This window comes from Flavobacterium sinopsychrotolerans (assembly GCF_900110375.1).
Taxonomy (GTDB): Bacteria; Bacteroidota; Bacteroidia; order Flavobacteriales; family Flavobacteriaceae; genus Flavobacterium; species Flavobacterium sinopsychrotolerans.
In genome coordinates, this window is record NZ_FODN01000001.1 from 473,749 (window position 1) to 495,521 (window position 21,773).

Annotated in this window: 25 protein-coding genes; 8 read left to right on the top strand and 17 right to left on the bottom strand. The window is 33.4% G+C overall.

Going from position 1 to position 21,773, the window contains the following annotated elements:
* Positions 1-23: 23 nt before the first annotated feature.
* The 3 genes from BMX64_RS02120 to murI all read left to right on the top strand — a co-directional run bounded on the left by BMX64_RS02120 (position 24) and on the right by murI (position 2,458).
* Complete coding sequence (locus BMX64_RS02120; RefSeq protein ID WP_091165654.1) at positions 24-1,046, top strand: OmpH family outer membrane protein; 1,023 nt, start codon at positions 24-26, stop codon at positions 1,044-1,046.
* Between the two features lie 21 nt (positions 1,047-1,067).
* The gene (locus tag BMX64_RS02125; RefSeq protein WP_091165658.1) at positions 1,068-1,568 is read left to right on the top strand and encodes an OmpH/Skp family outer membrane protein; all 501 of its coding nucleotides are present in this window, start codon (positions 1,068-1,070) and stop codon (positions 1,566-1,568) included.
* 110 nt (positions 1,569-1,678) lie between these two features.
* Complete coding sequence (gene murI, locus BMX64_RS02130; protein ID WP_091165661.1) at positions 1,679-2,458, top strand: glutamate racemase; 780 nt, start codon at positions 1,679-1,681, stop codon at positions 2,456-2,458.
* An 8-nt stretch (positions 2,459-2,466) separates the two neighbouring features.
* Here murI and BMX64_RS02135 read toward each other — a convergent pair whose 3' ends face one another.
* Positions 2,467-2,982, bottom strand: coding sequence for a gamma carbonic anhydrase family protein (locus BMX64_RS02135; RefSeq protein ID WP_091165664.1), 516 nt, complete (start codon positions 2,980-2,982; stop codon positions 2,467-2,469).
* A gap of 11 nt (positions 2,983-2,993) precedes the next feature.
* Positions 2,994-3,992 (bottom strand): PorP/SprF family type IX secretion system membrane protein, encoded by a 999-nt coding sequence (locus tag BMX64_RS02140; RefSeq protein ID WP_091165669.1) that lies wholly within the window; start codon positions 3,990-3,992, stop codon positions 2,994-2,996.
* A 161-nt stretch (positions 3,993-4,153) separates the two neighbouring features.
* Between BMX64_RS02140 and BMX64_RS02145 the strand changes: the two genes are divergently transcribed.
* The 4 genes from BMX64_RS02145 to BMX64_RS02165 all read left to right on the top strand — a co-directional run bounded on the left by BMX64_RS02145 (position 4,154) and on the right by BMX64_RS02165 (position 7,566).
* Positions 4,154-5,053: a NifU family protein gene (locus BMX64_RS02145; RefSeq protein WP_091165674.1), complete on the top strand. Its 900-nt coding sequence runs from the start codon at positions 4,154-4,156 to the stop codon at positions 5,051-5,053.
* Positions 5,054-5,167: 114 nt separating this feature from the next.
* Positions 5,168-5,368 (top strand): dodecin family protein, encoded by a 201-nt coding sequence (locus BMX64_RS02150; protein ID WP_091165677.1) that lies wholly within the window; start codon positions 5,168-5,170, stop codon positions 5,366-5,368.
* Positions 5,369-6,132: 764 nt separating this feature from the next.
* A complete protein-coding gene (locus BMX64_RS02160) occupies positions 6,133-6,639 on the top strand; it encodes a hypothetical protein (RefSeq protein ID WP_091165685.1) in 507 nt (168 codons plus the stop codon).
* An 81-nt stretch (positions 6,640-6,720) separates the two neighbouring features.
* On the top strand, positions 6,721-7,566 hold the full coding sequence (locus BMX64_RS02165; RefSeq protein WP_091165689.1) for a mechanosensitive ion channel family protein: 846 nt from the start codon (positions 6,721-6,723) through the stop codon (positions 7,564-7,566).
* Between the two features lie 25 nt (positions 7,567-7,591).
* Here the strand turns inward: BMX64_RS02165 and tsaB are convergent, their stop codons facing one another.
* From tsaB to BMX64_RS02180, 3 genes are all read right to left on the bottom strand, one after another.
* The gene (gene tsaB / locus BMX64_RS02170) at positions 7,592-8,260 is read right to left on the bottom strand and encodes a tRNA (adenosine(37)-N6)-threonylcarbamoyltransferase complex dimerization subunit type 1 TsaB (protein ID WP_091165693.1); all 669 of its coding nucleotides are present in this window, start codon (positions 8,258-8,260) and stop codon (positions 7,592-7,594) included.
* An 82-nt stretch (positions 8,261-8,342) separates the two neighbouring features.
* Complete coding sequence (locus BMX64_RS02175) at positions 8,343-9,647, bottom strand: efflux RND transporter periplasmic adaptor subunit (RefSeq protein ID WP_091165695.1); 1,305 nt, start codon at positions 9,645-9,647, stop codon at positions 8,343-8,345.
* A 6-nt stretch (positions 9,648-9,653) separates the two neighbouring features.
* Entirely contained in the window at positions 9,654-11,090 is a 1,437-nt protein-coding gene (locus BMX64_RS02180; protein ID WP_091165698.1) for a TolC family protein, read from the bottom strand.
* Positions 11,091-11,284: 194 nt separating this feature from the next.
* Here BMX64_RS02180 and BMX64_RS02185 point away from each other — a divergent pair, with 194 nt between their 5' ends.
* Positions 11,285-12,685 carry a DUF4403 family protein gene (locus BMX64_RS02185; protein WP_091165701.1) on the top strand — a complete coding sequence of 467 codons (1,401 nt, stop codon included), beginning with the start codon at positions 11,285-11,287 and terminating at the stop codon, positions 12,683-12,685.
* A 26-nt stretch (positions 12,686-12,711) separates the two neighbouring features.
* Here the strand turns inward: BMX64_RS02185 and BMX64_RS02190 are convergent, their stop codons facing one another.
* From BMX64_RS02190 to gcvH, 12 genes are all read right to left on the bottom strand, one after another.
* The gene (locus BMX64_RS02190) at positions 12,712-12,978 is read right to left on the bottom strand and encodes a hypothetical protein (protein ID WP_091165704.1); all 267 of its coding nucleotides are present in this window, start codon (positions 12,976-12,978) and stop codon (positions 12,712-12,714) included.
* The gene (locus tag BMX64_RS02195; RefSeq protein ID WP_091165708.1) at positions 12,968-13,510 is read right to left on the bottom strand and encodes a DUF420 domain-containing protein; all 543 of its coding nucleotides are present in this window, start codon (positions 13,508-13,510) and stop codon (positions 12,968-12,970) included. The genes BMX64_RS02190 and BMX64_RS02195 overlap by 11 nt, the downstream gene beginning before the upstream one ends.
* Positions 13,511-13,512: 2 nt before the next feature.
* Positions 13,513-14,199, bottom strand: a complete 687-nt coding sequence (locus tag BMX64_RS02200) for an SCO family protein (protein ID WP_091165713.1) — start codon at positions 14,197-14,199, stop codon at positions 13,513-13,515.
* A gap of 11 nt (positions 14,200-14,210) precedes the next feature.
* Positions 14,211-14,852: a hypothetical protein gene (locus BMX64_RS02205; RefSeq protein WP_091165717.1), complete on the bottom strand. Its 642-nt coding sequence runs from the start codon at positions 14,850-14,852 to the stop codon at positions 14,211-14,213.
* A 74-nt stretch (positions 14,853-14,926) separates the two neighbouring features.
* Complete coding sequence (locus BMX64_RS02210; RefSeq protein WP_091165720.1) at positions 14,927-15,277, bottom strand: cytochrome C oxidase subunit IV family protein; 351 nt, start codon at positions 15,275-15,277, stop codon at positions 14,927-14,929.
* Between the two features lie 20 nt (positions 15,278-15,297).
* Positions 15,298-16,275: a cytochrome c oxidase subunit 3 gene (locus tag BMX64_RS02215; RefSeq protein WP_091165724.1), complete on the bottom strand. Its 978-nt coding sequence runs from the start codon at positions 16,273-16,275 to the stop codon at positions 15,298-15,300.
* A gap of 42 nt (positions 16,276-16,317) precedes the next feature.
* Positions 16,318-16,905 carry a cytochrome c oxidase subunit 3 gene (locus BMX64_RS02220; RefSeq protein WP_091165727.1) on the bottom strand — a complete coding sequence of 196 codons (588 nt, stop codon included), beginning with the start codon at positions 16,903-16,905 and terminating at the stop codon, positions 16,318-16,320.
* Between the two features lie 2 nt (positions 16,906-16,907).
* On the bottom strand, positions 16,908-17,810 hold the full coding sequence (cyoE, locus tag BMX64_RS02225; RefSeq protein WP_091165731.1) for a heme o synthase: 903 nt from the start codon (positions 17,808-17,810) through the stop codon (positions 16,908-16,910).
* Positions 17,811-17,914: 104 nt separating this feature from the next.
* Positions 17,915-20,038, bottom strand: coding sequence for a gliding motility protein RemB (locus BMX64_RS02230; RefSeq protein ID WP_091166526.1), 2,124 nt, complete (start codon positions 20,036-20,038; stop codon positions 17,915-17,917).
* 19 nt (positions 20,039-20,057) lie between these two features.
* Positions 20,058-20,801 (bottom strand): deoxyribose-phosphate aldolase, encoded by a 744-nt coding sequence (deoC, locus tag BMX64_RS02235; protein WP_091165735.1) that lies wholly within the window; start codon positions 20,799-20,801, stop codon positions 20,058-20,060.
* 164 nt (positions 20,802-20,965) lie between these two features.
* Entirely contained in the window at positions 20,966-21,349 is a 384-nt protein-coding gene (locus tag BMX64_RS02240) for a VanZ family protein (RefSeq protein WP_091166527.1), read from the bottom strand.
* Positions 21,342-21,722, bottom strand: coding sequence for a glycine cleavage system protein GcvH (gene gcvH / locus BMX64_RS02245; protein WP_091165738.1), 381 nt, complete (start codon positions 21,720-21,722; stop codon positions 21,342-21,344). The genes BMX64_RS02240 and gcvH overlap by 8 nt, the downstream gene beginning before the upstream one ends.
* Between the last annotated feature and the right edge of the window lie 51 nt (positions 21,723-21,773).

Consider the following 21,773-nt stretch of genomic DNA (forward strand, 5'->3'; position numbering starts at 1 on the left):
AGATTTTCTAATACAGTACCGTTATGAGAAAACAATTTTTATATCTATTTTTAAGCTTAGTAATTGTACAAACAATTAATGCGCAAACCAGAGGAACAAAAGTAGGTTACATTGATATGGAATACATATTACAAAATGTACCCGATTATACTGAGGCAACAATTCAATTAGAGCAAAAGGCTCAAAAGTGGAAACAAGAAATTGAAACCAAGAAAGTTGAACTTAATAAGATAAAAGACGCTTTAAAAGCGGAAAAAGCATTACTCACAAAAGAGCTTATTGATGAAAGAGAAACTGAAATAAAGTTTTTGGAAAATGAAATGTTAGAGTATCAACAGAAAAGATTTGGACCAAATGGTGATTTAATTCAGCAAAAATCTATTTTGGCAATGCCAATTCAAGACCAAGTTTTTACCGCAATTCAAGATATAGCTGTAGCAAAAAAATATGATTTTGTTTTTGACAAATCATCCGATTTAACAATGCTTTTTGCTGACAAACGATTTGACATTAGTGACCAGGTCCTTCGCGTTTTAAACCGTTCCGAAAAACGAGAACAGTTGACTAAAAAACAATTAAAAGAAGAAGAATCTAAACAAAACAGAGAAGACGCTTTAGATGACAATCCTATATTAGCGGAAAGACAAAAAGCCTTGGATGAGAAAAAAACATCCAGAGAAAAAATACTGGCCGACAGAAAATTAATTCAGGAACAAAAGAAAAAAGAATTTGATGACAAAAGGAAACAAATTCAAGCGGACAGAGAAGCCAAAAAAAATGGCACGATTTCTGCAAATGTTAAAATAGAAGAGACCGCAAAAACTAAAATTGATAATGATTCTAACAATGCTAGTGCAAAAGATAGTATTGAAAAATTGAAACAAAATCAAGCTGATGCAAAAGCGCAAACATTAGAAGACCGTAAGAAAGTTATTGAAGATCGTAAAAAAGCTTTAGAGGAAAAAAGAAAAAAAATACTGGAAGAAAGAGAAGCTATTAAAAAAGCTAAAGAAGAAAAATTAAAAGAAAACACAAACAATAATTAATTACTTAATATTTTAAAAACGATGAAACAAATCAAAACTTTATTAATTGCTGCAATATTTATCTTAGGAGCAAACCAAACTATGAATGCACAAGCAAAAACTGCGCATGTTGATGTAAGCGAAATTATGACAAAAATGCCTGCAATGTTAGATGCTCAAAAACAACTAGATAAATTGAGTACTACCTATGATGGTGAATACAAAAAAATGGTTGAAGAATACCAAGGAAAATTAAAAAAATACGAAGCAGAAGCTGCAACCGTTACTGAAATTGTAAATGGAGAGCGTTCTAAAGAAGTACAGGACATGCAAAAAAGAATTGTTGACTTTAGAGACAATGCTCAAAAAGAATTACAACAAAAAGAATCTGATATCGTAAAACCATTAATGGAGAAAGTTAGAGCTTCTATCCAAAAAGTAGGAAAAGCTAAAGGATTTCAATATGTGTTAGATGGTTCTACACTTTTACTTGCAGATGGTCCAAACTTGACTGCTGATGTAAAAAAAGATTTAGGTTTCTAAAAAAATCACAATTCACACAAAAAACTGCTCACCTCCAATTGGATTTGAGCAGTTTTTTTGTTTAAAATAAATTTTAGGAAAATTAAGCATTAGCGCTTAACTTTGTTTACATGAATAGCAATAATCAACCTATAGGAATTTTTGACTCGGGAATTGGCGGAACATCAATTTGGTCTGCAATTCATCAATTGCTGCCTAATGAAAAGACAATATATCTTGCTGACAGTAAAAATGCGCCTTACGGACAAAAATCTAAAGAGGAGATTGTTGCCTTAAGCATGAAAAATACTGATTTTCTTCTTGAGATGAATTGTAAGTTAATTGTAGTTGCTTGTAATACTGCAACTACCAACGCAATTCAGGAGCTACGAGCTAAATATAACGTTCCTTTCATAGGAATAGAACCCGCTATAAAACCAGCAGTAACTCATTCTAAAACACAAACAATAGGAATCCTGGCTACACAAGGAACGTTGAACAGTGAGCTTTTCAACAAAACTACAGAGAAGTACCAAGACACAAAAATAATTGAGCAAGTAGGACACGGATTAGTCCAGCTCATTGAAAACGGAGATATCAATTCACCAGAGATGATTAAACTGCTTCGCTCCTATCTGACTCCGATGATTGAAGCTAATATCGATTATCTAGTCTTAGGTTGTAGTCATTATCCGTATTTGATCCCTCAAATAAAAAAAATCCTTCCAGAACATATTCACATCATCGATTCTGGTGAAGCTGTAGCAAAACAGACTCAAAAAATATTACGAGAAAAAGTAGGCTTTTCATCGGCAGAAAATAGTCAGCCCATTTTCTATACCAATACAAATGCAAAAGTTTTGACTGAAATATTAGAAAATAAATTTACGGTTGAAAAAAAAGAATTCTAGAACATTATTTATTCTTCTTTAAACCAACTCGAATACATCACGTAATTATTAGAAATACGCTCAATTTCACCAGCAAAGTCTGATTGATCAATGTCTTTAACTTTCTTTGCAGGAACACCCGCCCAGATTGTACCAGAACCCACAATTGTATTCTGAGTAATTACAGCACCGGCGGCTACAATAGAGTTACTTTCGATAATACAATCATCCATCACAATTGCTCCCATTCCTATCAAAACATTGTCATGAATAACACAGCCATGCACAATGGCATTATGACCAATAGAAACGTTATTGCCTATAATTGTAGGATGCTTTTTATACGTACAATGAATAATAGCACCATCTTGAATGTTAACTTTATTTCCAATTTTAATAAAATTCACATCACCCCGTATTACAGCATTAAACCAAACGCTGCAACTTTTTCCAAAAGTCACTTCACCAACAATAGTGGCATTTTCGGCTACGTAACAATCTTCAGGAATAGAAGGTGATTTACCGTTAACAGATTTAATTAGCATAATAAAGTAAATTAATTGATTGCAGGGCAGTTACACTCGTATTTTTCTCGTTTGCAAAACAAATTGATTCCCAACGTAATTTGGTGATACCCCCCATTATCAAATTTAACATCCCCAGTTACCTGTGAATATGTATATGCAAACATGAAGTTATTGTAGTTAACCCCAACAATTGGAGTGAAATATTGTAATTTTTGATTCGATACACTATTACCATTGAGATATTCAGCACTATCAAAACTTCTTCTATAGGACAATCCGCCCCAAAGCGTTCCAAAGTCTAAATTTTTATAGGCTTTTAAGTTAATATCAATAGATTTTTCTTTAGTTTTTTCCACTAATTGAAATAAAACGGATGGTTCCCATAATATTTTTTCTTTATTTCCAAAAACATAGCCCGCACTCAACAAATATTTCCTTAAATTATCACTTTCGTATTCCGTATAAATTTCTCTTCTGGTTTCTATGGCATTTTTAACCGTTGCATGTGCATAAAAATCCAAAAAATTATACGAGGCACCAATATCGACATTAAAATAAGAATCCTTTTCTACAATAGAACCGTCAACAATAGGGTCATAATCACCAGACTGTAAGAACTCAGTTTGATCTAATTGACTTTGGATTAATCCCGCACTGACACCAAAAGACAATTGATTTAAATCAATCTCATCTCTAGAAAACATAATGTGATGAGCAAAACTAAATTTCACTCCTTTTTGAGAATGATATCCATTTTTATCATTGAAAACAATTATTCCTGCACCAGATTTTTCACCTACTCTACCATTAAAACTTAAGGTTTGCATTTGAGGAGCATCTGACTGATCAAACCATTGCTTGCGGGCTGTAAGTCTGACTTTAGCACAATTAGCAGCTCCAGCCATTGAAGGATGAATCAGATAATAGTTATCAGAAAGATAATCAGAATATACCGCAATTCCTTCTTGTGAAAAAGAGTACTGATAAACAAAAAAAGAAAGTAGTAAAAATCTAAATTTTATAAACATCACGAGTAATAAAAAATGAAAAAATCTAAATCAATAAAAATATCAAAAAAGAGGAAATGCTTGATCTAAAAATTAAACTAAAGTTAATTTATTCATTAAAAAATCAAATATAGTTATTCGTAGAAAATAACTTTAGTAAATTTGTGAAAATTTCAAAAGCCATGAACAAAGTTACTATAAAAGAAACACAAAACCCAACCATACTAAAGTTTGAATTTCAAGAATTTATCACTCAAAATGAAAGTTTTGAATTTAAAAACATTGATGAAGCCAAAACATCACCGCTAGCACAACAATTGTTTTACCTACCCTTTGTAAAAACAATTTATATCTCCGGAAATTTTATCGCAATCGAAAAATACAGTATTGTTGAATGGGAAGATGTTAAAGATGCTGTAGCAGAACAGATTGAAAAATTCGTGACCGATGGCGGGACAATAATTACTGTTGACGAAAATAAAACGAAGAAACAGCCCGTAACCGTTTATGGAGAATCCACTCCAAATCCTGCTGCTTTAAAATTTGTAGTAAGCAAAATGCTGACTAAAAATGCTATAGAATTCAAAAACATTGATCAAACTGCCGCTTCACCATTAGCTAAAGAGCTTTTCAAATTTCCTTATGTAAAAGAAATTTTTATTGATGAAAATTATATTTCAGTAACCAAATATGAAATCAATGATTGGCAAGAGATCACGTTAGAACTGAGAAGTTTCATCAAACAGTATATTGAAAACGGAGGAACTGTTTTAGATGAAAATTATGTTGCTGCAGTGACAGCAGAAGAAACTGTTAAGGCAAAAGAATTTGACACACTGGATGTGACATCGCAACAAATCATCAACATATTAGAAGAATATGTAAAACCTGCCGTACAAGCTGACGGTGGAAATATCGCATTTGACTCTTACAACGAAAATGACAAAACCGTAAAAGTGATCTTGCAAGGTGCCTGCAGCGGTTGTCCTTCTTCCACTTTTACATTAAAAAGTGGTATCGAAAACATGCTGAAAAGTATGCTCAACGATGAAAGCATCAAAGTTGAAGCCGTAAATGCATAAACAAAAAATACTATCATATTGACAATCTTATTGTTAAGTTGAATTTTTACCTTTTTTAAATGTTCAATTTAAAAAAAATTGGTAAATTTATATTTCACTTAACAAATAGAAATCATGTCAATATTAAAAGTAATTGAAATACTTTCAAGCTCTGAAATAAGCTGGGAAGATGCAGCCCGAAAAGGAGTTGCTAAAGCGTCAAAATCCGTAAAACACATCCGTTCTGTCTATATTCATGAACAAAGTGCAACAGTAAGCGATGGGGCCATTACAGAATTTCGAGTGAATCTCAAATTGACTTTCGAACTCGAATAAAGAACTTAACAAAACAAATCAAAGCGTTTCATTCGAGACGCTTTTTTTTAGAAGCTATTCCCGTTATCCGTTGCAATTTTCCTAGTGCTGAAAAAATTCAGCACTAGAAAGGATTTCCACTACTACCGGGGCTAAAACGACCCCATGAACGAATTACATTCAGAAGCTAGTCCACATTTAATTGGCTTCACGATGCCAAACAACTGACTAATTACAGTTTGAAACATTTTTATGACAATAAAAAATCCTTTTTTGTTTTTACATCAAATCTAGACGAAGCCTTTACCACCGCATATTAAGAAACTAAAGACAATATGATTCCAGCTTCTGATTCGGTGATGGCAAAAAACGTATTTCAACTGAGTATCTATTTCAGTAATTCTTACTATGAAAAAGTCAGCCTTCAAATGCTGCTGGTCACACAACATGGAATTGAGTACCAATCCGCATACTCGAATTGGATGGATTTGGCTTTAAATTATCCCAAAAAAACAAAGAATTAGCCATTTATGGAGAACAGGCCTTAGTGCTTTGCACAAAAACAGCCAGTATATCCCCAATGTTGTTTTGTCCGGGACACAAAAAGAATCTAACATTGCCTTTTTTAAATTCCCGCTACCAAAACCAGGAAACACTCTTTTAGCGGTACCAAAACAAAACCTGTTTAATGCCAATTACTGATTTTCAGCAAATTATTAATGATTTAATAAAGCAATCATAGAAAAAAATGTTTAATATTGTAGGACTAATCAAATAAAAATACCATGGGACTATCTTCATTTTTTAAAAATCTATTTGGCTCAGCCAAAGAAACAGCCGGTGAATTAGCCGATAAAGCAGAAACTACTTTTGAACAAGCAAAAGAAGCAGCAGCACCATATCTTGAAAAAGCAGAAATATTTGCTGAGGAAACATTTGAGAAAGCAAAAGAAACAGCTACTCCCTATTTAGAAAAAGCTGAGAATTTTACTGAAGAAACATTAGATAAAGTCAAAGAAACAGCTGCACCAATTATAAATAAAATAGAAGACTTTAGCGGTCATGCTAAAGAATCAGTTGCAGAGACTTCAGACAAAGCAGAAAATTCTCTTGAAAATGCAGCCGAAACCGTAAAAGAAAAAGCAGAAACAACCGTTGATAAAGTAGAAGATTTAGCCAGTGAAGCTAAAACAACAGCTACTGAAACTGCTGAAAAAGTAAGCTCATTTGCAGAAGACAGCAATGAAGAAGCTAAAGAAACTATAAATAAAATAGAAGAAGACGCTGATTAATTTATAAAAAAATAATTTATTCGTATTTTTGCCTTTCAAACTTAACCTTCTCCTTTGAGAAGGTTTTTTATTATACAAAAAATGAATTTAAATCCAGACCAACTTACTGATTACGCCAATACTTTTCTAAAAATATTAATTGACTATTCCCCAAAATTGATTTCTGCATTTATTATTCTTTTTGCCGGACTTTATATCATTAGACTTATCAATAGGTTCATAAGAAGAATAATGGTAAAAAGGAATTTAGATCCTACACTGACACGATTTCTCGCCGATATTTTACTTTGGGTATTAAGAGTAATTTTATTTGTATCTTTTATTTCCAAACTGGGAATTGAAACATCGTCATTTGTAGCCATCCTGGGAGCTATGGGACTTGCGGTAGGTTTATCACTTCAAGGTTCCTTATCTAATTTTGCTGGCGGAATGCTAATTATTCTCTTCAAACCGTTTCGAGTAAATGACACCATCGAAGCACAAGGAGTGATTGGAACTGTGAGCGAAATACAAATATTTGTAACCAAATTAATTACAGCCAACAATCAAACTATTTTTGTCCCTAATGGTTCGCTATCTAATGGAAACATTATCAATTATTCAATGGAAAAAATAAGAAGAGCTGATTTGACCATTGCTATCTCCTATGATACGAACATCAAAGAAGCCAAAGACATTATTACTGCCGTTTTAAAAAACAATCCAAAAGTATTGGAAACACCAGCTGCTGAAGTTTCTGTAAAAAACCTCACCGATAGTGCTATCCAATTAGCGGTAAGACCTTGGGCAACAAATGAAGATTTCTGGGGCGTCTATGCAGACACACTGCAAAATTGCAAACAAGCTTTTGATACGGCAGGAATTGTTATTCAGCCATTTGTAAAGGAGTCTTCTAAAAAGAACAATCCAACTGATCCGAAATTATAGAGCTTCCATAAGTAAGAATTCCTATTTACTTTTTTGGAGCGGTAATCATAAAATCTTTCAAATAATACGGTTCAAAATAAGCGACATCAACAGTGTCGTTTATTTTGAATTTCTCATAACTCAAAGCGCTCATCTCCTTAGCCGAAGGATATTTTATATCTTCTAAGAAAACATAGTTGTCTTTATTTAATACTGATTGGCACTTTTCCGCACAATCACCAACGAAATAAACTGTTCCCTGCAAATCTTCAAATGAATTTTCATCTATAATTTGGGCAAGAACTTCTCGTTTTTTTTCTAAAGTCGGACTGAAAATTGCACTGTACACTTCCATTCTTCGGGCATCAATCATTGGAATAATTAATCCGCTAGAAACAGTCACTTGTGATGCCAAAGCTTGTAAAGTATCCACCGCAATCAAGGGAATATCTAATGCATAACAGAGTCCTTTTGCTGCAGACACTCCTATTCGCAATCCGGTGTAAGAACCAGGACCTTGACTCACTGCGATGGCAGATAAATTATTGAGCGTAATTCCTGCTTCTTTTATAATCTCCTCAATAAAAACATGGAGTCGTTCCGCATGGGAATATCCTTCTTCTGCAATTTCTTTGCAAATTATCGTTTTTCCTTCTTTTGCAAGAGCAACAGAACAGTTCTTAGTTGCAGTTTCAATGTTTAGTATATAGCCCAATTTCAGATTTTATTTTAAATTAAAAATCACAACCACAAAATTAGATTTTATGATTGTGATTTCAAAATTGTTACGTTAAAGGTTACTTTTTACTTTCTCCTTTTTCTTTATCTGTTTTTAATGCCACCTTATCTCCTGAATTCAAATCCTTAGCCACAGTTGAATAAGGTCCTGTAATGACAACATCTCCTTTTTTAAGACCAGTCAAAACTTCAATATTCGTATCGTCTTGAATGCCGGTTTTAATGATTCTGATTTTAGCCTTATCACCCACTTTTACAAAAACACACTCAAACTTCTTATCACTTTTAGGCGCCACTCCTTTTTGTTCTTCATTTGGATCAACAACTTTAATCTCTTTTACAGCCGCAGTATCTGATTTCACGACAACAGAGCTAATTGGCACAGACAAAACATTACTTTTTGTTTCTGTAATGATGTCAACAGTCGCAGTCATACCAGGTCTAAAAGGCGAATACGTGTCTGGTTTCCCTTCTAATAAATCTTGGTAGGATTCTTTAAGAATTCTTACCTTAACTTTAAAATTAGTTACTTGATCCGCAGTCAAAGCTGAACTCGCCGAATTTGAAATACTGGTTACAATTCCTTTGAATTGTTTTTTCAAATAGGCATCCACTTCCACATTCGCTTCGTCTCCCACTTTAATTTTTACAATATCATTTTCATTGACATCGACTTCAACTTCCATGTTATTCAAGTTGGCCACTCTCAAAATTTCCGTACCCGTCATTTGTTGGGTACCCAAAACGCGCTCCCCTAATTCTACGTTTAACATCGAAATAGTTCCATCTGCAGGTGCGTAAATTGTAGTACGCCCTAAGTTGTCTTTCGCTTCATTTACTGTTGCCGAAGCACTTTGAACATTAAAATAAGCTGTTTGTTTAGCCGCTTTAGCAACCTCAAAAGAAGCAACAGCTTTATCCCAATCCGATTTAGAAATAATTCCTTTTTCGAATAATGTTTTGTTTCTGTCGTAATTGGATTTTGATTCTCTGAAAGAAGCATCTGCTTGGCTTAAATTTGCTCTGGTTCCTGATAAGTTAGAAACCGAGCGGTTGTAACCAGAAGTATATAAATCTGGATTTATTTTTACCAATAAATCTCCTTTTTTTACCACTTGACCTTCTTTTACATTTAAAGAAATAATTTCTCCAGATACTTCTGATGAAATTTTCACTTCAATTTCCGGTTGAATTTTCCCGGTAGCTGAAACCGTTTCTACAATAGTCGAAGGTAGAACTTGAGCGGTTTCAACTTCAGTTCCTTTATCTTTATTACCGATGACTCCAGATTTTGAAAGTATGATAAGACTTGCAATGATTACTACTGCACCACCTATTAAAATATAAATTGTTTTCTTTGACATGATAAATTAGTTTTTGATAAGAGGAATCCCAAAATAGAATTCTAATATTTTAATTTTAAATATATAATCGTATTTAGTTCTGAGAACTTCTGACTGCGCATTAGTAAGCAATGTTTGCGATTGATTAAAGTCAAACGAATTCATTAAACCCACCGCGTATTTTTCCTTGGCATAATCATATGCACCTTGTCTGGCTTCTAGTGCCACAACTGATGATTCGTAAGCATTTAGTGCTCCTTTAGCATCGGCGAATGCTGTAAAAACGTTTCTTTGCAAATCTAAGTCTTGTTGCTCCAATGCAATTTTTGATCGTTCTAAACTTACTTTAGAACGCTCTACATTATTTCTCACAGAAAATCCATTAAAGATAGGAATCGACAATTGCGCTCCAAAGGAATGTCCTTTATTATCACTAAATTGATCAAAGAAAGGCAGTGCTTTCCCTAATACGGGAGAAAAATTATTTTGCAAAACATTTTGATTTGTACCTTCCACATACCCAACTACAGATGTAGGATTTGAAGTATTTGGTTGAAATCCCACAACTCTATCGCTATAACCGACCCTCGAACTAAAACTATAAAACCCTTGTAAAGTAGGTTGAAAAGCACCCTTGGCAATTGCTACATTTTTCTGTGCAATCTCTAAATTAGTTCTGGCAATTTTCAATTCAGTTCTTCCTTCCAAAGCTTTATCATAAATAGCATTTGGTGTTTGTGCCAAAATATTATTTTCATCTTTAACATCGGTATCATCAACAACATCAAAATTTTCAAAGTCTTTCAACTGTAACAATTGAGCCAAACTTAATTTTGAAATTAATAACGCATTGTCAGCAGCAATAACATTTTGATTGTTCAATGCTACAGTGGCTTTCACATCTAATAAATCTCCACGAGGAATTGATCCTGCTTTTACTAATTCTTCAGAGCGTGCATATTGTTTTTCATTAATCCCTAACTGTTGCTTTTGCACTTTTAGATTCTCTTTATTGAAAAGTACTTGTAAGAAAGCGTTGGCAACATTCAATGCTATATCCTCCTGCATTTTCAATAATTGATACTTGGCGGCCACTATTGAAAGATTGGCTTTACGAAGGGTGTTCTGATTTTGTAATCCCTTATAAATATCGATTCCAACATTTGCTCCAGCAGAAGTAAACTGAGTAGTTTGATTTTGTAAAAGCCCGGTTGTAATATCCTGGTTCAAACCAATATTCCAAGAATGGGAAGCACTTGCGTTAAGAGAAGGAAGAAAATTTCCAACGGCGCCTTTTTTATCAATTAATGCGGTTTTTGAATCCAATTCGGATTGCTTAATGGAAATGTTATTTTGTATGGCGTATTTCACACATTCCTCTAAGGTCCATTTTTTAGATTGTGCCTGAATTGTTACGCAACAAATTAGCATGGTAATTAAACTAAGAAAACTTCTTTTTTTCATATATTTTTGAATAAAAGCGCAGTATAGCTGCAAAACAAATTTAACTTTTTCTAATAAAAATCTATGAAATAAAATTAAAATATTTTACCCATAAATCAATTATAAAACAATTAGACATTAGAAATTAGCATTTGTTACAAAAATTCATAAAAAAAGAATTCTTTTGTTAATTTTGTTTTTTAAACTAAACTAAAATGCACATTTTTTTTCGAATCCTACTTGGAATTCTCTTTGGTATATTTGCTTCAGGCTGTTCGTCTACTAACAAGATCGCTACATTAAAACCGGAGCCGGACGATGCAACGCCTTTGGTTTACGAAAACATACCTTCGTATATAAATTTACCTATTAGTATCAAATTAAAAGATATTGAAAATCAAACCAATTCAGTACTAAGCGGACTAATTTACGAAGACAATACCATTGAAGATGATGACATAGAAATGAAAGTTTGGAAACAAGCACCAATAACCATTGTTACTGATAAAGGTGAAAAAATAAAAACTATTTTACCTTTAAAAGCGGTTATAAAATATAGAATCGGGACCAAAAAAATGGGAATCGAAATGTATGATACCCGCGAATTCAATTTGGATGGAATTGTGACTTTACTCAGCGATGTCTCTTTGACAAATTGGAAACTAAATACAAAAACAGAACTAAAATCTTTGGAATGGAATGAAAGTCCAACAATGATGGTTTTTGGAAAAAATATACCGGTTACATATTTAATCAATCCAGGCGTAAAACTTTTCAAATCTAAAATTGAAAAGAAAATTGATGAAGCTATTGCAAAATCAATGGATTTTAAACCAAATGTTCTGGCTGCATTAGAGAAAATTTGCACTCCTTTTCTAATGAACGACACCTATGAAAGTTGGCTTCGAATTGTGCCTGTTGAAATTTATTCTACTACTGCTAAACTAAAAAATGACACATTTGTTTTAGACATGGCAATGAAATGCAATATGGAGACATTAATAGGCAAACAACCGGATTCTAAATTTAATACAAGCAAAATTGTTTTAAAATCAGTTACTAAAATACCCCAAGAAATTACTGCCAATATCGTTGCCGTTTCTACCTATCAGGAAGCCTCAAAAATAATGACCCGAAATTTTGCCGGGCAAGAATTTAGTTCCGGATCTAAGAAAGTAAGGGTTCTAAATGTGGCAATCTGGCACAAAAAAGGAAAAATGATAATCGCTTTAGATGTATTGGGCACTGTTAATGGAACTATCTATTTAGCCGGTTTCCCACAATATAATGACAAAACCAAAGAAATCTATTTTGATCAGTTAGACTATGCTCTGGACACTAAAAACAAATTGATGCGAACAGCTAATTGGTTAGCACAAGGGTTGATTTTAAGAAAAATAGAGCAAAGTTGTCGGTACTCCATAAAAGCAAATCTTGAAGAAGGTCAAAAAAGCATGATGATGTATTTAAAAAACTATTCTCCTATGCAAGGTGTGTTTGTAAACGGAAAAATGGAAGACATTCAATTTCAAAGAATTCAATTGACCAATCAAGCTGTTATTGCTTTCATAAAAGTAAATGGAAACGTCAATGTATCCGTAAACGGATTAAAATAATTCGGATTGATAAAGCAGAGAAATGCTTAACTTGATTTATTCTTCTTCATTCGATAAATTGCATAACCAATTCCTGCTACCAAGATGTATGGAATTACCATTAAGTAAACAATTCCGTCATTTACTGCTGCTGCCTGCGTTGCATTACCTTCACTGGTCAATGCAGCACGACACATGGCACATTGTGCATTTGCAGATAGAGAAGAGAAACTTAAGACAAGAAGAAAGATGTAAATACTCAACTTCTTGAATGCAACATTCCCTTTAGAGCTTTTATTAGATTTAATATACATAATATGGTGATATCATTAAATAAACAACTACTCCGGTAACGGCAACATACAACCATATTGGGAAAGTGATTTTCGCAATCTTTTTATGCCTATCAAAATTTCCTGCTAATGCTCTCACAAAGGTAATTAAAACCATCGGAATGATAGCAATTGACAAAACAATATGGGTAACCAATATAAAGAAATATACATATCGAATAATTCCTTCCCCACCAAATTTAGTAGAATCAGAAGTCATGTGATACGCAACATACATCACAAGGAAAGCAACAGACAATGCAATTGCGCTCGTCATCAATCTTTCATGAAGTTTTCTTTTACCGTTCTTAATCGCGACTACAGCAGCGATAAGTAAAACGGCGGTAATTCCGTTTGTAGTAGCATAAATGGGAGGTAAAAAAGAAAGAGGTTCTACATTATATCCAAAATCTTTTAGCTTGACTCCAAAAAGAATAGCAACTGCAACTGGTATTATGATGGACACCGCTATAATGAACGTATTGAATTTTTTTTCTAAAGAATTATTTTCCATTTTTATTCTTCTAATAAAATATTAATGTCTTGTTGAATGTTTCTTACTCCCTTTTTATCTAAACCGTCGTAATATAAAATCGGATTTCCAAATTCATCATTTCTACAACGAATATTTCCATTTTTATCAATCAAAGCAAATAATCCTGAATGTTCGAAACCACCAGCTACTTTTTTATTTTCTCCTGCATAAAGATTAAAACCTTTGTTGGCTAAATTAAATATATACGCTTTATCGCCTGTAAGGAAATTCCAATTCAAGGATTTTACACCCAATAATTTCGCATGATCTTTTAACACTTGCGGATTATCATGTTCAGGATCGATCGTAATGGAAACAATCCCAAAATTAGGGTTTCCAAAAAACTTTTTTTCGATAAGAAGCATACTTTCATTCATTTTAGGACAAATCGTTGGACAGGTTGAAAAGAAAAACTCCAATACATACACTTTACCTTTGTATGTTTCATTCGTTATTTTTTTATTGTCCTGATTTATTAATTCAAATTTAGGAGCTGGGCCAATCTTGATTAACTTATCCTCATCTGCTGTCTTTGGATTCACCCTGTCGAGTCGTTCCCCCTGAACCACTTTGTCTTTTTTAATTCTTTCCACTATTTTTGGAACAGCATAAATTCCAAAAATTAAAACGATAAAGGAAATTCCTATGTAAGATTTATTTTTAAACATAAAATATACAATTAAATTTTTCTGGTAGCGTTATTGTTTTTTTTAAGAGCTGCACGATATTCATAAAGAATAACCTTAAAATCATCCAGCATTTCATTGCTTAACTCAGCAGGATGGAATGTATTATAACCTTCTTTAGCATCTTTTACCGATTTTCTACCACGAAGATTTCTTTTTTTGTCAATGATGTACACTTTAGGAGTTCCTAATTTATCATCTAATTTTTCCACCAATTTCAATTGGGAATAATACGAATTTATATCTTCAGGCGATGCAAATACAAAACGCCATTGTGCCACATCTGTAAAAGCAGACAAAGCATCAACAACTTTCTTAGCATCATTTTCAGTTCCAGTTGGACAAATCACAACAAACTGAACATCTTTGAATTCATGATACCGTTGATAAATTTTTTGATTTAAATTAAAAAAATTCCCTCTGTTTTTTAAAAGTTCTGTTCCGGAAAAACCAAGAATCGTTACTTTTCCATCCAAACTAACTTTTTTACCATCTAAAGATTGCCAATTTCCAAAATCAGCAGTATTTGGAGTTATAGTCGGCAATTTAGTAAACCCGTTTACACCAGAAGCAAAAAAGAGATATGCAACTATGGGCAAAATAAAAAGAACAAAGAGGACAATATTTTTTTTCATTACACTATTATTATTGAAGTACAAAAATAAAAAAAGGTACGCAATGCGTACCCTCTTTTTGAATTAATATCTTGTTAAAAATTCCATTTAATAGTAGAATTTTTAAAAACCTCATAAATATAATCCCCTTCGGTCAAAAGAATAAAGAGTATATACAATATCAGAAAAATTAATGGATAAACAACCGCACTTCTTAAACTACTCTTCTCGCCTTCCATGTGCATAAATGCCCACACAATATAATAGGCTTTGTAAATCGTAAGAGCATAAAAAATCCAATTAAGTAAATTCATACCTAAAAAATTGTTCATGTGAAGAAATTCGGGTTTCAAAATCCCTAAAAAAACTTCTATTATTGTAACGGCAGACAATATTCCGAAAACTTTCCAGATTCTACCTGTATTAGATACGTGTACGTGTGACATGATATTACTTTTTTTGAAAATTAAACAAGATAGAAAACGGTGAATACAAACACCCAAACTAAATCTACAAAGTGCCAATAAAGACCTACTTTCTCTACCATTTCATAGCTTCTTCTTTTTTCATACGTTCCAATTAATACATTGAAAAATATAATGATATTAATTATCACTCCTGAAAGAACGTGAAATCCGTGGAATCCCGTGATAAAGAAAAAGAAGTCAGCAAATAATTTACTTCCATACTCGTTTCTTACCAAATTGGCACCTTCCACTACATAATGTGCCTGACTCAACCTTGCTTCAGATTCCGCTCTCGAAAGAATTGTCTTTTGCTTTGCTACAGTAATAACCTCTGTTCTAATTAAAAGTTCAGGATGTGCTTTGAAACCTGCTTGAACTTCCGCAACAGAGTAAGAAGGCAAAGCTGGCTCACTCATAAACCATTTCGCTTTATTTCTTGTCAGTTGTTCTCTATCCTCCGGTAAAGTTGCCGCAAAATCAGCCAAAGCTACTCGATGACCCTCTTTATCTACAAACTGGAGTAAACTACCTCCTTTTGTTTCAATGGCACCATATTCTCCTTTGATGAAATTTTTCCATTCCCAAGCTTGAGATCCAACGAAAATCATACCTCCGATAATGGTTAAAAACATATAAAGAATCACTTTGTTTTTTTTCATTTGATGACCAGCATCAACGGCCAAAACCATTGTTACAGATGAAAAAATCAAAATAAAAGTCATTAATGCTACATAATACATTGGAGCAGATACCCCATGCATAAATGGAAAGTGAGTGAACACTTCATCGGCCAATGGCCATGTCTCAATAAATTTAAATCTAGAAAAACCATACGCCGCCAGAAATCCAGAGAACGTTAAAGCATCCGATACGATAAAAAACCACATCATCAATTTGCCATAACTTGCTCCCATTGGCTCATTGCCGCCTCCCCAAGTTTTTTCTTCACTATTTGCAGTAGTAACTGTCGCTTCCATAAAAGTTATTCGTTAAAAAGTTCCCAAATTTACGTTTTTTTCTTATTTAAAGAAATATAAAAACAAAAACAAATAAACCCATAATAAGTCAAGAAAGTGCCAGTACATTGCACCTAGTTCTATTCCAAGGGTTTGAGATGAATTGTATTTTTGTTTAAAATGATTATAAATTATAATTAGTAGTGAAATCATCCCACCAGCAAGGTGAATCAAGTGCACAACAGTCACAACGTACAAAAAAGTAGTAGTTATTGAGCTCCCACTTCCTGTGAAATAATAACCGTTTTCCACTATTTGTCCAAATCCTACGAACTGTAAAATTACAAACAATATTCCTAGAACTAATGTACTCAAAAGAAAAATTGTTGTTTTACTTTGATCGTTTTTTTGAATGGACTTTTTCGCCAAATGAAACGTCACACTGCACGCGATAATCGCTACAGTACTGTAATAAAATGCCGGTGGTAACTGAAAATCTTTCAACCAGTCGGCTCTGGATTTACTTACCACAAAAGCACTCGTAAGTCCTGCGAACATCATGGTCATACTCACCATTGCAAACAACAAAATCAATTTATAGGATCTTGCCGTTCTCGATTTTTGCTCGGCTGCTGTCATTATCATCTCCATAACTATCTTAAAAATTTATCAAATATGTAAACTAACTGTAATAACGTAATATAAGAAACACTCACCAACATTAAGGTACGGGCTGCCTTTGCTGTTCTCAACTTATACAATCGTACGGCGTAAAATAACATCCATAGTCCCAACAAAAATACGATAACCGCTGCAAAAGGGGTTATATACAAACGACCCGTATAACCCAAAACAGGTAAAAGTGAGGCTAAAATCAACCAAACTGTGTATAAAATAATCTGTAAGGCTGTACCTTTATCTTTCTTACCTGTAGGCAACATAAAGAAACCTGCTTTTTCATAATCTTCATACAAAAACCATCCAATAGCCCAGAAATGTGGGAATTGCCAAAAAAATTGAATCAAAAATAAAGTTCCAGCTTCTATTCCAAATTCTCCAGTTGCCGCAACCCACCCCAACATGAAAGGGATTGCCCCTGGAAAAGCTCCTACAAAAACTGACAATGAAGTCATGGTTTTCAAAGGAGTATAAACGCTTGTGTATAAAAATATCGAAATAGCGCCAAACATCGCCGTTTTCGGATTAATCGTATACAGCAATGCAATTCCAATAACAGTTAAAAGACTTGCAATAACCAAAGCTGTAATTCTAGACATTCTGCCAGCAGGAACGGGACGATTTTTCGTTCTATCCATCAATGCGTCTAAATCTTTTTCGATAACCTGATTAAAGGCGTTAGAAGCCCCCACCATGCAATAACCTCCAACAGCCAACTTCAGCAACACCATCCAATCCAAAGAATGAAAGTCATAAATCCCAAGCATAAATCCTGCTATAGAAGAAAATACAACACTTACAGCAAGACGCGCTTTAGTAATCTCGCGGAAATCAATATAAATGGATTTTAATGAAAATGTACTTTGTGTTGCGTTCAATGCTGGAATTTATTTGTTTCTAAAAACTTCTGCAAAAGTAGGATATCAAAAGGGATTTGACAAAAAACAATTCATAAAAAGATTATTAATCAGTAAAATAAAGATTAATAATCAAAATACCAATTAAAGATATCCGCTCTTAATCCTAAAGTTAACCAATTTGTGCTCTGGCTGAAAGTAGTCGCCGTATTTTTTGTTGGATCAAAACTCCTGTAGATATAGCTTCCAAAGAGCTTCAAGTTGGTTGCAGGATTCACTAAATAACCGCCCTGAAAATCGGCAATAAACACTGTCGTTCTATTTCCCTGCCCCACTTTTACACCACTATCAAAGGGTCTGTTTTCGTCGTAATCTTTATAAATATTGCTCCCGTAATTAAAATTATCTTCGGTTGTATCAAAATCTAGCCCTCGTGTTCCCATAGTAATTTTTGCATCAGCAAAATACCTTCCTTTATGATAGCGGGCAATAGCGATTAATTCCTTAAAATTTCCACCCCATTGATGCCCTACACTTTGGTTATTATGCCCGTAATTTGTGACTGGAACACTATGAGAATACACATATGGACGTACATGATTGTATTCTAATTGCAGCAATAAATCATTAACCTTGAAAGCATTATAATACTTCATCCCTAATTGATAACCGTATTTGTTTTTCCAACTTTTATCTCTTTCTTTGATATCTCCAAGAGAAAATTCATCCAAAACAAACTGCCCGTATAAGTTGATTTGATTATTCCATTTGTATTTATAAGTCAATCCTAAAAGTGCATTTCCCGTTCTAGATGATGATGCAAATTCAACCGCTCGATAAAAAATAATTGGATTAACAAAACTCATATCAAATCCTCTGTCGTTTGTATTGGTCCAAATCACCGATTCAAAGAAACCTAGATTCAATCTGTTGGAAACATTCCAGCTCAAATAATGGTTTGCCATGAACTTTGTAGCATAGGTTCGTTCGAGCGTCACCTCGGGACGAACATCTTTGAGCCACATATATGTATTAGTATATTTTATTTTCCAAAAATTAGTATTCAATTTAAAATACGGATATGGACTGGCACCATCACTTTCTAACAGAGAACGGTATCCATCACCAATAAAATTTCGTCCATAACCTAGTTGTAAATCAAAGTGTTTACTAGGTGCAAAAGTTAAATTAGCTTCTGCCAAAGGAAAATCATAAGAATCTGTTTTGAAATCTTTAGCAATCCCTATTCCCGGAACAATTGCAGGATTTCCTCCCGCAGGTTTAATGAGTTCTGCATATCGATTGTAATAATCAGCAAAACGTCCTTGGCTTTCAAAAATGGTTGTAGTAAAATTGAGCTGTTTCCCCAAACCTCCTCTAAAATTAATTCCGCGTGTATTAACGTAAGTGTAAGACGCTTCGGTTTGAGAAGCTTTTCCAACTTGCAAATCAAATATTGGATTCAGCGTAAACCAATAGCCTTCCCCTTGAATTTCTACAGTATTCTCATTCCATAATTTCTTAGCCCACCAGCCCGAAACATTTTTTTTCAAGTTTTCGTTGACTCTTTTTAAATTATAATATTTTGAAACTTCAGTATAAGTGTATGGTTTTGAAGCAGTATGATTATTACTGCCCACTTGATTTAGAGAAGCATCAAATTGAGCATAATAACTGTGCGAAAAAGGAATATTCAGATGACTTTCGAACTCAGGATTCGTAAATTTATCATAAACGATGCTATCCAGTTCGGTTAATTTTTTGGTGTTATTAGGCAAAATTCTGGCTTGCGCCAAAGCCTTCTCTGCTAATTCCTCCCTGCTCTTTAAAGGTATTGAAATTATAATAGTAAACTTAGAATAAGTTGGTCTTCCGTTATACGTTGACGGTTCAATTTTTGGAAATTCTGCAAAAACTCTTTTTGTTTCATTTATTAAATTTTCATCTGCGGCATCTGCATAAATTACTTTAAAAACACCGTTGCTATCAACCTCAAAAAGGACTTTTATTTCTCCTTGAAAATTATTTTGTTTTAAGTTCTCTGGAACTTCAAAATTTGTAAAAACAAAATCCTGCACTTGATTGTAAAAACAATTTTCTAATGCTTTTGATTGTAAATTGATACAATTAGAAAAAACAGGAAACCGTTCCGCAGAATTACTAGACTGTACGGCTCCGCTGTTTGAATCTTGAGAATAGGAAAAAAAGGAGTACAACAATAAAAACAACGTTAATAATCCTTTATTCATACTTATTTCCTTTTTGAATTTAATATTCATTAGTTGAATTTTGACCATTCGCAATCATTTTGGCTCCTGAAGTGCCAATTCGTTTTACGCCTAACTGAATCATGGCAACAGCTTCTTCATACGTTCGGACTCCACCCGCAGCCTTAACCGGAAGTGGCGAAGCATTTTCAAGCATCATTTTTATAGCAGGAATAGTAGCTCCATTTGGCAAATCACCTTCTGTCTTATAAAACCCTGTAGAGGACTTTACAAAAACCTTAGGAAACAGCTCTTGTTCAAAATTAGAAACAATTACATTTTTTATCAAACTAGACAATTGTATGATTTGTTTATCGTTGAGCGCCGCAACTTCAATAATCCACTTCACGACTTTTTTACTGGCTAGACCCAATTGCGTGCATCTCAGAATTCCTTCTTTAACTAAATCTATATCGCCCTTTTTGAAAGCTTCGTAATTGCATACAAAATCTAAATCGTCGGCACCATCATGAATCGCCTGAATGGCTTCACTCAGTTTTTCTTCTAACGAAGATTTACCTTCTGGAAAATCAATTACAGTTCCTATTTGCAAGGTTGAATTTGCTTCAGTAATCATTTTTTTTGCTAAAGAAACCATATCAGGCCGAATCATGATGAGCTTAAAACCTTCCTCAATGGCTTCTTGGATAAATCCTTTTGCCACAAGAACATTTTTTTCTTCACTAAGTCCTGCCTGCTCTGCAGTTTTTAAATAGGTTGAATCTAAATATTGCTTGATATTCATGGCGTTATTGATTTCTTAATTACAGTAAATTCTAATAAACAAAAATACATTTTATATGCTTATGTGTTTGCTATAAAATTTTACAAATTCATTTTTTAATTTTAGTACTTACATCTATAGTATAAAACAAAAAAATCCCACTTAAGTGGGATTCCTATTCTATATTAATTTTCATTTGATTGACGATATTTCTCATACAGCAATATCAAAACAACTGCAAAAATTGCTCCCAAGGTATTTGCTAGAACATCATATCCATCAGCCACTCGACTAGTTGTAAATATATTTTGAAAAAGCTCTATAAGTAACCCAAAAAAAATGGAAAGCAAAAGCGGAATAATTACTTTTTTAAAAGTATCCATTCCTAAAAAATGATTTTTGAAATACAAAAACCAAAGTAAAGTGAATACAAAATGAAAAAAGGCATGAGCCATTTTATCTAGATTAGCAATTTGAACAACAGGAACTGCACTTGATTTCATCAAACAAAAAAAAGCAATCATTCCGGTCCATAATAAAGCAACCCAAAAATAAAGTTGTTTAGGCACCAATCAATTCTTTGTATGATTCGTTAGAAAGCAATCCATCAACTTCTGCCATATTTGCAATTTTTATTTTGATCATCCATCCCGCTCCGTAAGGGTCCGAGTTTACACTTTCTGGAGTAGCTTCAAGAGCATCATTAAACGCAACAATCTCTCCTGACAAAGGAAGAAACAAATCAGAAACGGTTTTCACTGCTTCTACAGTCCCAAAAACTTCGTCTTTTTCTAAAGTTTGGTCTAAGGTTTCTACTTCCACGTAAACAATGTCGCCTAATTCCTTTTGTGCAAAATCAGTGATTCCTACTGTTGCGATATCGCCATCAATACTAACCCATTCGTGATCTTTAGTGTACTTTAAATTTGCTGGTATGTTCATATAAATTGTAATTGATAATTATTAATTAATAATTGAAATTTTATCTCACAA

What these genes read in the sequence shown, in the direction of transcription:
- murI (WP_091165661.1), top strand. Translation starts at nt 1,679, where the DNA reads ATGAATAGCAATAATCAACCTATAGGAATTTTTGACTCGGGAATTGGC.
- BMX64_RS02200 (WP_091165713.1), bottom strand. Translation starts at nt 14,199, where the DNA reads ATGTTTAAAAATAAATCTTACATAGGAATTTCCTTTATCGTTTTAATT.
- BMX64_RS02135 (WP_091165664.1), bottom strand. Translation starts at nt 2,982, where the DNA reads ATGCTAATTAAATCTGTTAACGGTAAATCACCTTCTATTCCTGAAGAT.
- BMX64_RS02160 (WP_091165685.1), top strand. Translation starts at nt 6,133, where the DNA reads ATGGGACTATCTTCATTTTTTAAAAATCTATTTGGCTCAGCCAAAGAA.
- BMX64_RS02180 (WP_091165698.1), bottom strand. Translation starts at nt 11,090, where the DNA reads ATGAAAAAAAGAAGTTTTCTTAGTTTAATTACCATGCTAATTTGTTGC.
- BMX64_RS02190 (WP_091165704.1), bottom strand. Translation starts at nt 12,978, where the DNA reads ATGTATATTAAATCTAATAAAAGCTCTAAAGGGAATGTTGCATTCAAG.
- BMX64_RS02125 (WP_091165658.1), top strand. Translation starts at nt 1,068, where the DNA reads ATGAAACAAATCAAAACTTTATTAATTGCTGCAATATTTATCTTAGGA.
- BMX64_RS02165 (WP_091165689.1), top strand. Translation starts at nt 6,721, where the DNA reads ATGAATTTAAATCCAGACCAACTTACTGATTACGCCAATACTTTTCTA.
- gcvH (WP_091165738.1), bottom strand. Translation starts at nt 21,722, where the DNA reads ATGAACATACCAGCAAATTTAAAGTACACTAAAGATCACGAATGGGTT.
- BMX64_RS02215 (WP_091165724.1), bottom strand. Translation starts at nt 16,275, where the DNA reads ATGGAAGCGACAGTTACTACTGCAAATAGTGAAGAAAAAACTTGGGGA.
- deoC (WP_091165735.1), bottom strand. Translation starts at nt 20,801, where the DNA reads ATGAATATCAAGCAATATTTAGATTCAACCTATTTAAAAACTGCAGAG.
- BMX64_RS02210 (WP_091165720.1), bottom strand. Translation starts at nt 15,277, where the DNA reads ATGTCACACGTACACGTATCTAATACAGGTAGAATCTGGAAAGTTTTC.
- BMX64_RS02150 (WP_091165677.1), top strand. Translation starts at nt 5,168, where the DNA reads ATGTCAATATTAAAAGTAATTGAAATACTTTCAAGCTCTGAAATAAGC.
- BMX64_RS02145 (WP_091165674.1), top strand. Translation starts at nt 4,154, where the DNA reads ATGAACAAAGTTACTATAAAAGAAACACAAAACCCAACCATACTAAAG.
- BMX64_RS02185 (WP_091165701.1), top strand. Translation starts at nt 11,285, where the DNA reads ATGCACATTTTTTTTCGAATCCTACTTGGAATTCTCTTTGGTATATTT.
- BMX64_RS02195 (WP_091165708.1), bottom strand. Translation starts at nt 13,510, where the DNA reads ATGGAAAATAATTCTTTAGAAAAAAAATTCAATACGTTCATTATAGCG.
- BMX64_RS02120 (WP_091165654.1), top strand. Translation starts at nt 24, where the DNA reads ATGAGAAAACAATTTTTATATCTATTTTTAAGCTTAGTAATTGTACAA.
- BMX64_RS02220 (WP_091165727.1), bottom strand. Translation starts at nt 16,905, where the DNA reads ATGGAGATGATAATGACAGCAGCCGAGCAAAAATCGAGAACGGCAAGA.
- BMX64_RS02175 (WP_091165695.1), bottom strand. Translation starts at nt 9,647, where the DNA reads ATGTCAAAGAAAACAATTTATATTTTAATAGGTGGTGCAGTAGTAATC.
- BMX64_RS02140 (WP_091165669.1), bottom strand. Translation starts at nt 3,992, where the DNA reads ATGTTTATAAAATTTAGATTTTTACTACTTTCTTTTTTTGTTTATCAG.
- BMX64_RS02230 (WP_091166526.1), bottom strand. Translation starts at nt 20,038, where the DNA reads ATGAATAAAGGATTATTAACGTTGTTTTTATTGTTGTACTCCTTTTTT.
- BMX64_RS02205 (WP_091165717.1), bottom strand. Translation starts at nt 14,852, where the DNA reads ATGAAAAAAAATATTGTCCTCTTTGTTCTTTTTATTTTGCCCATAGTT.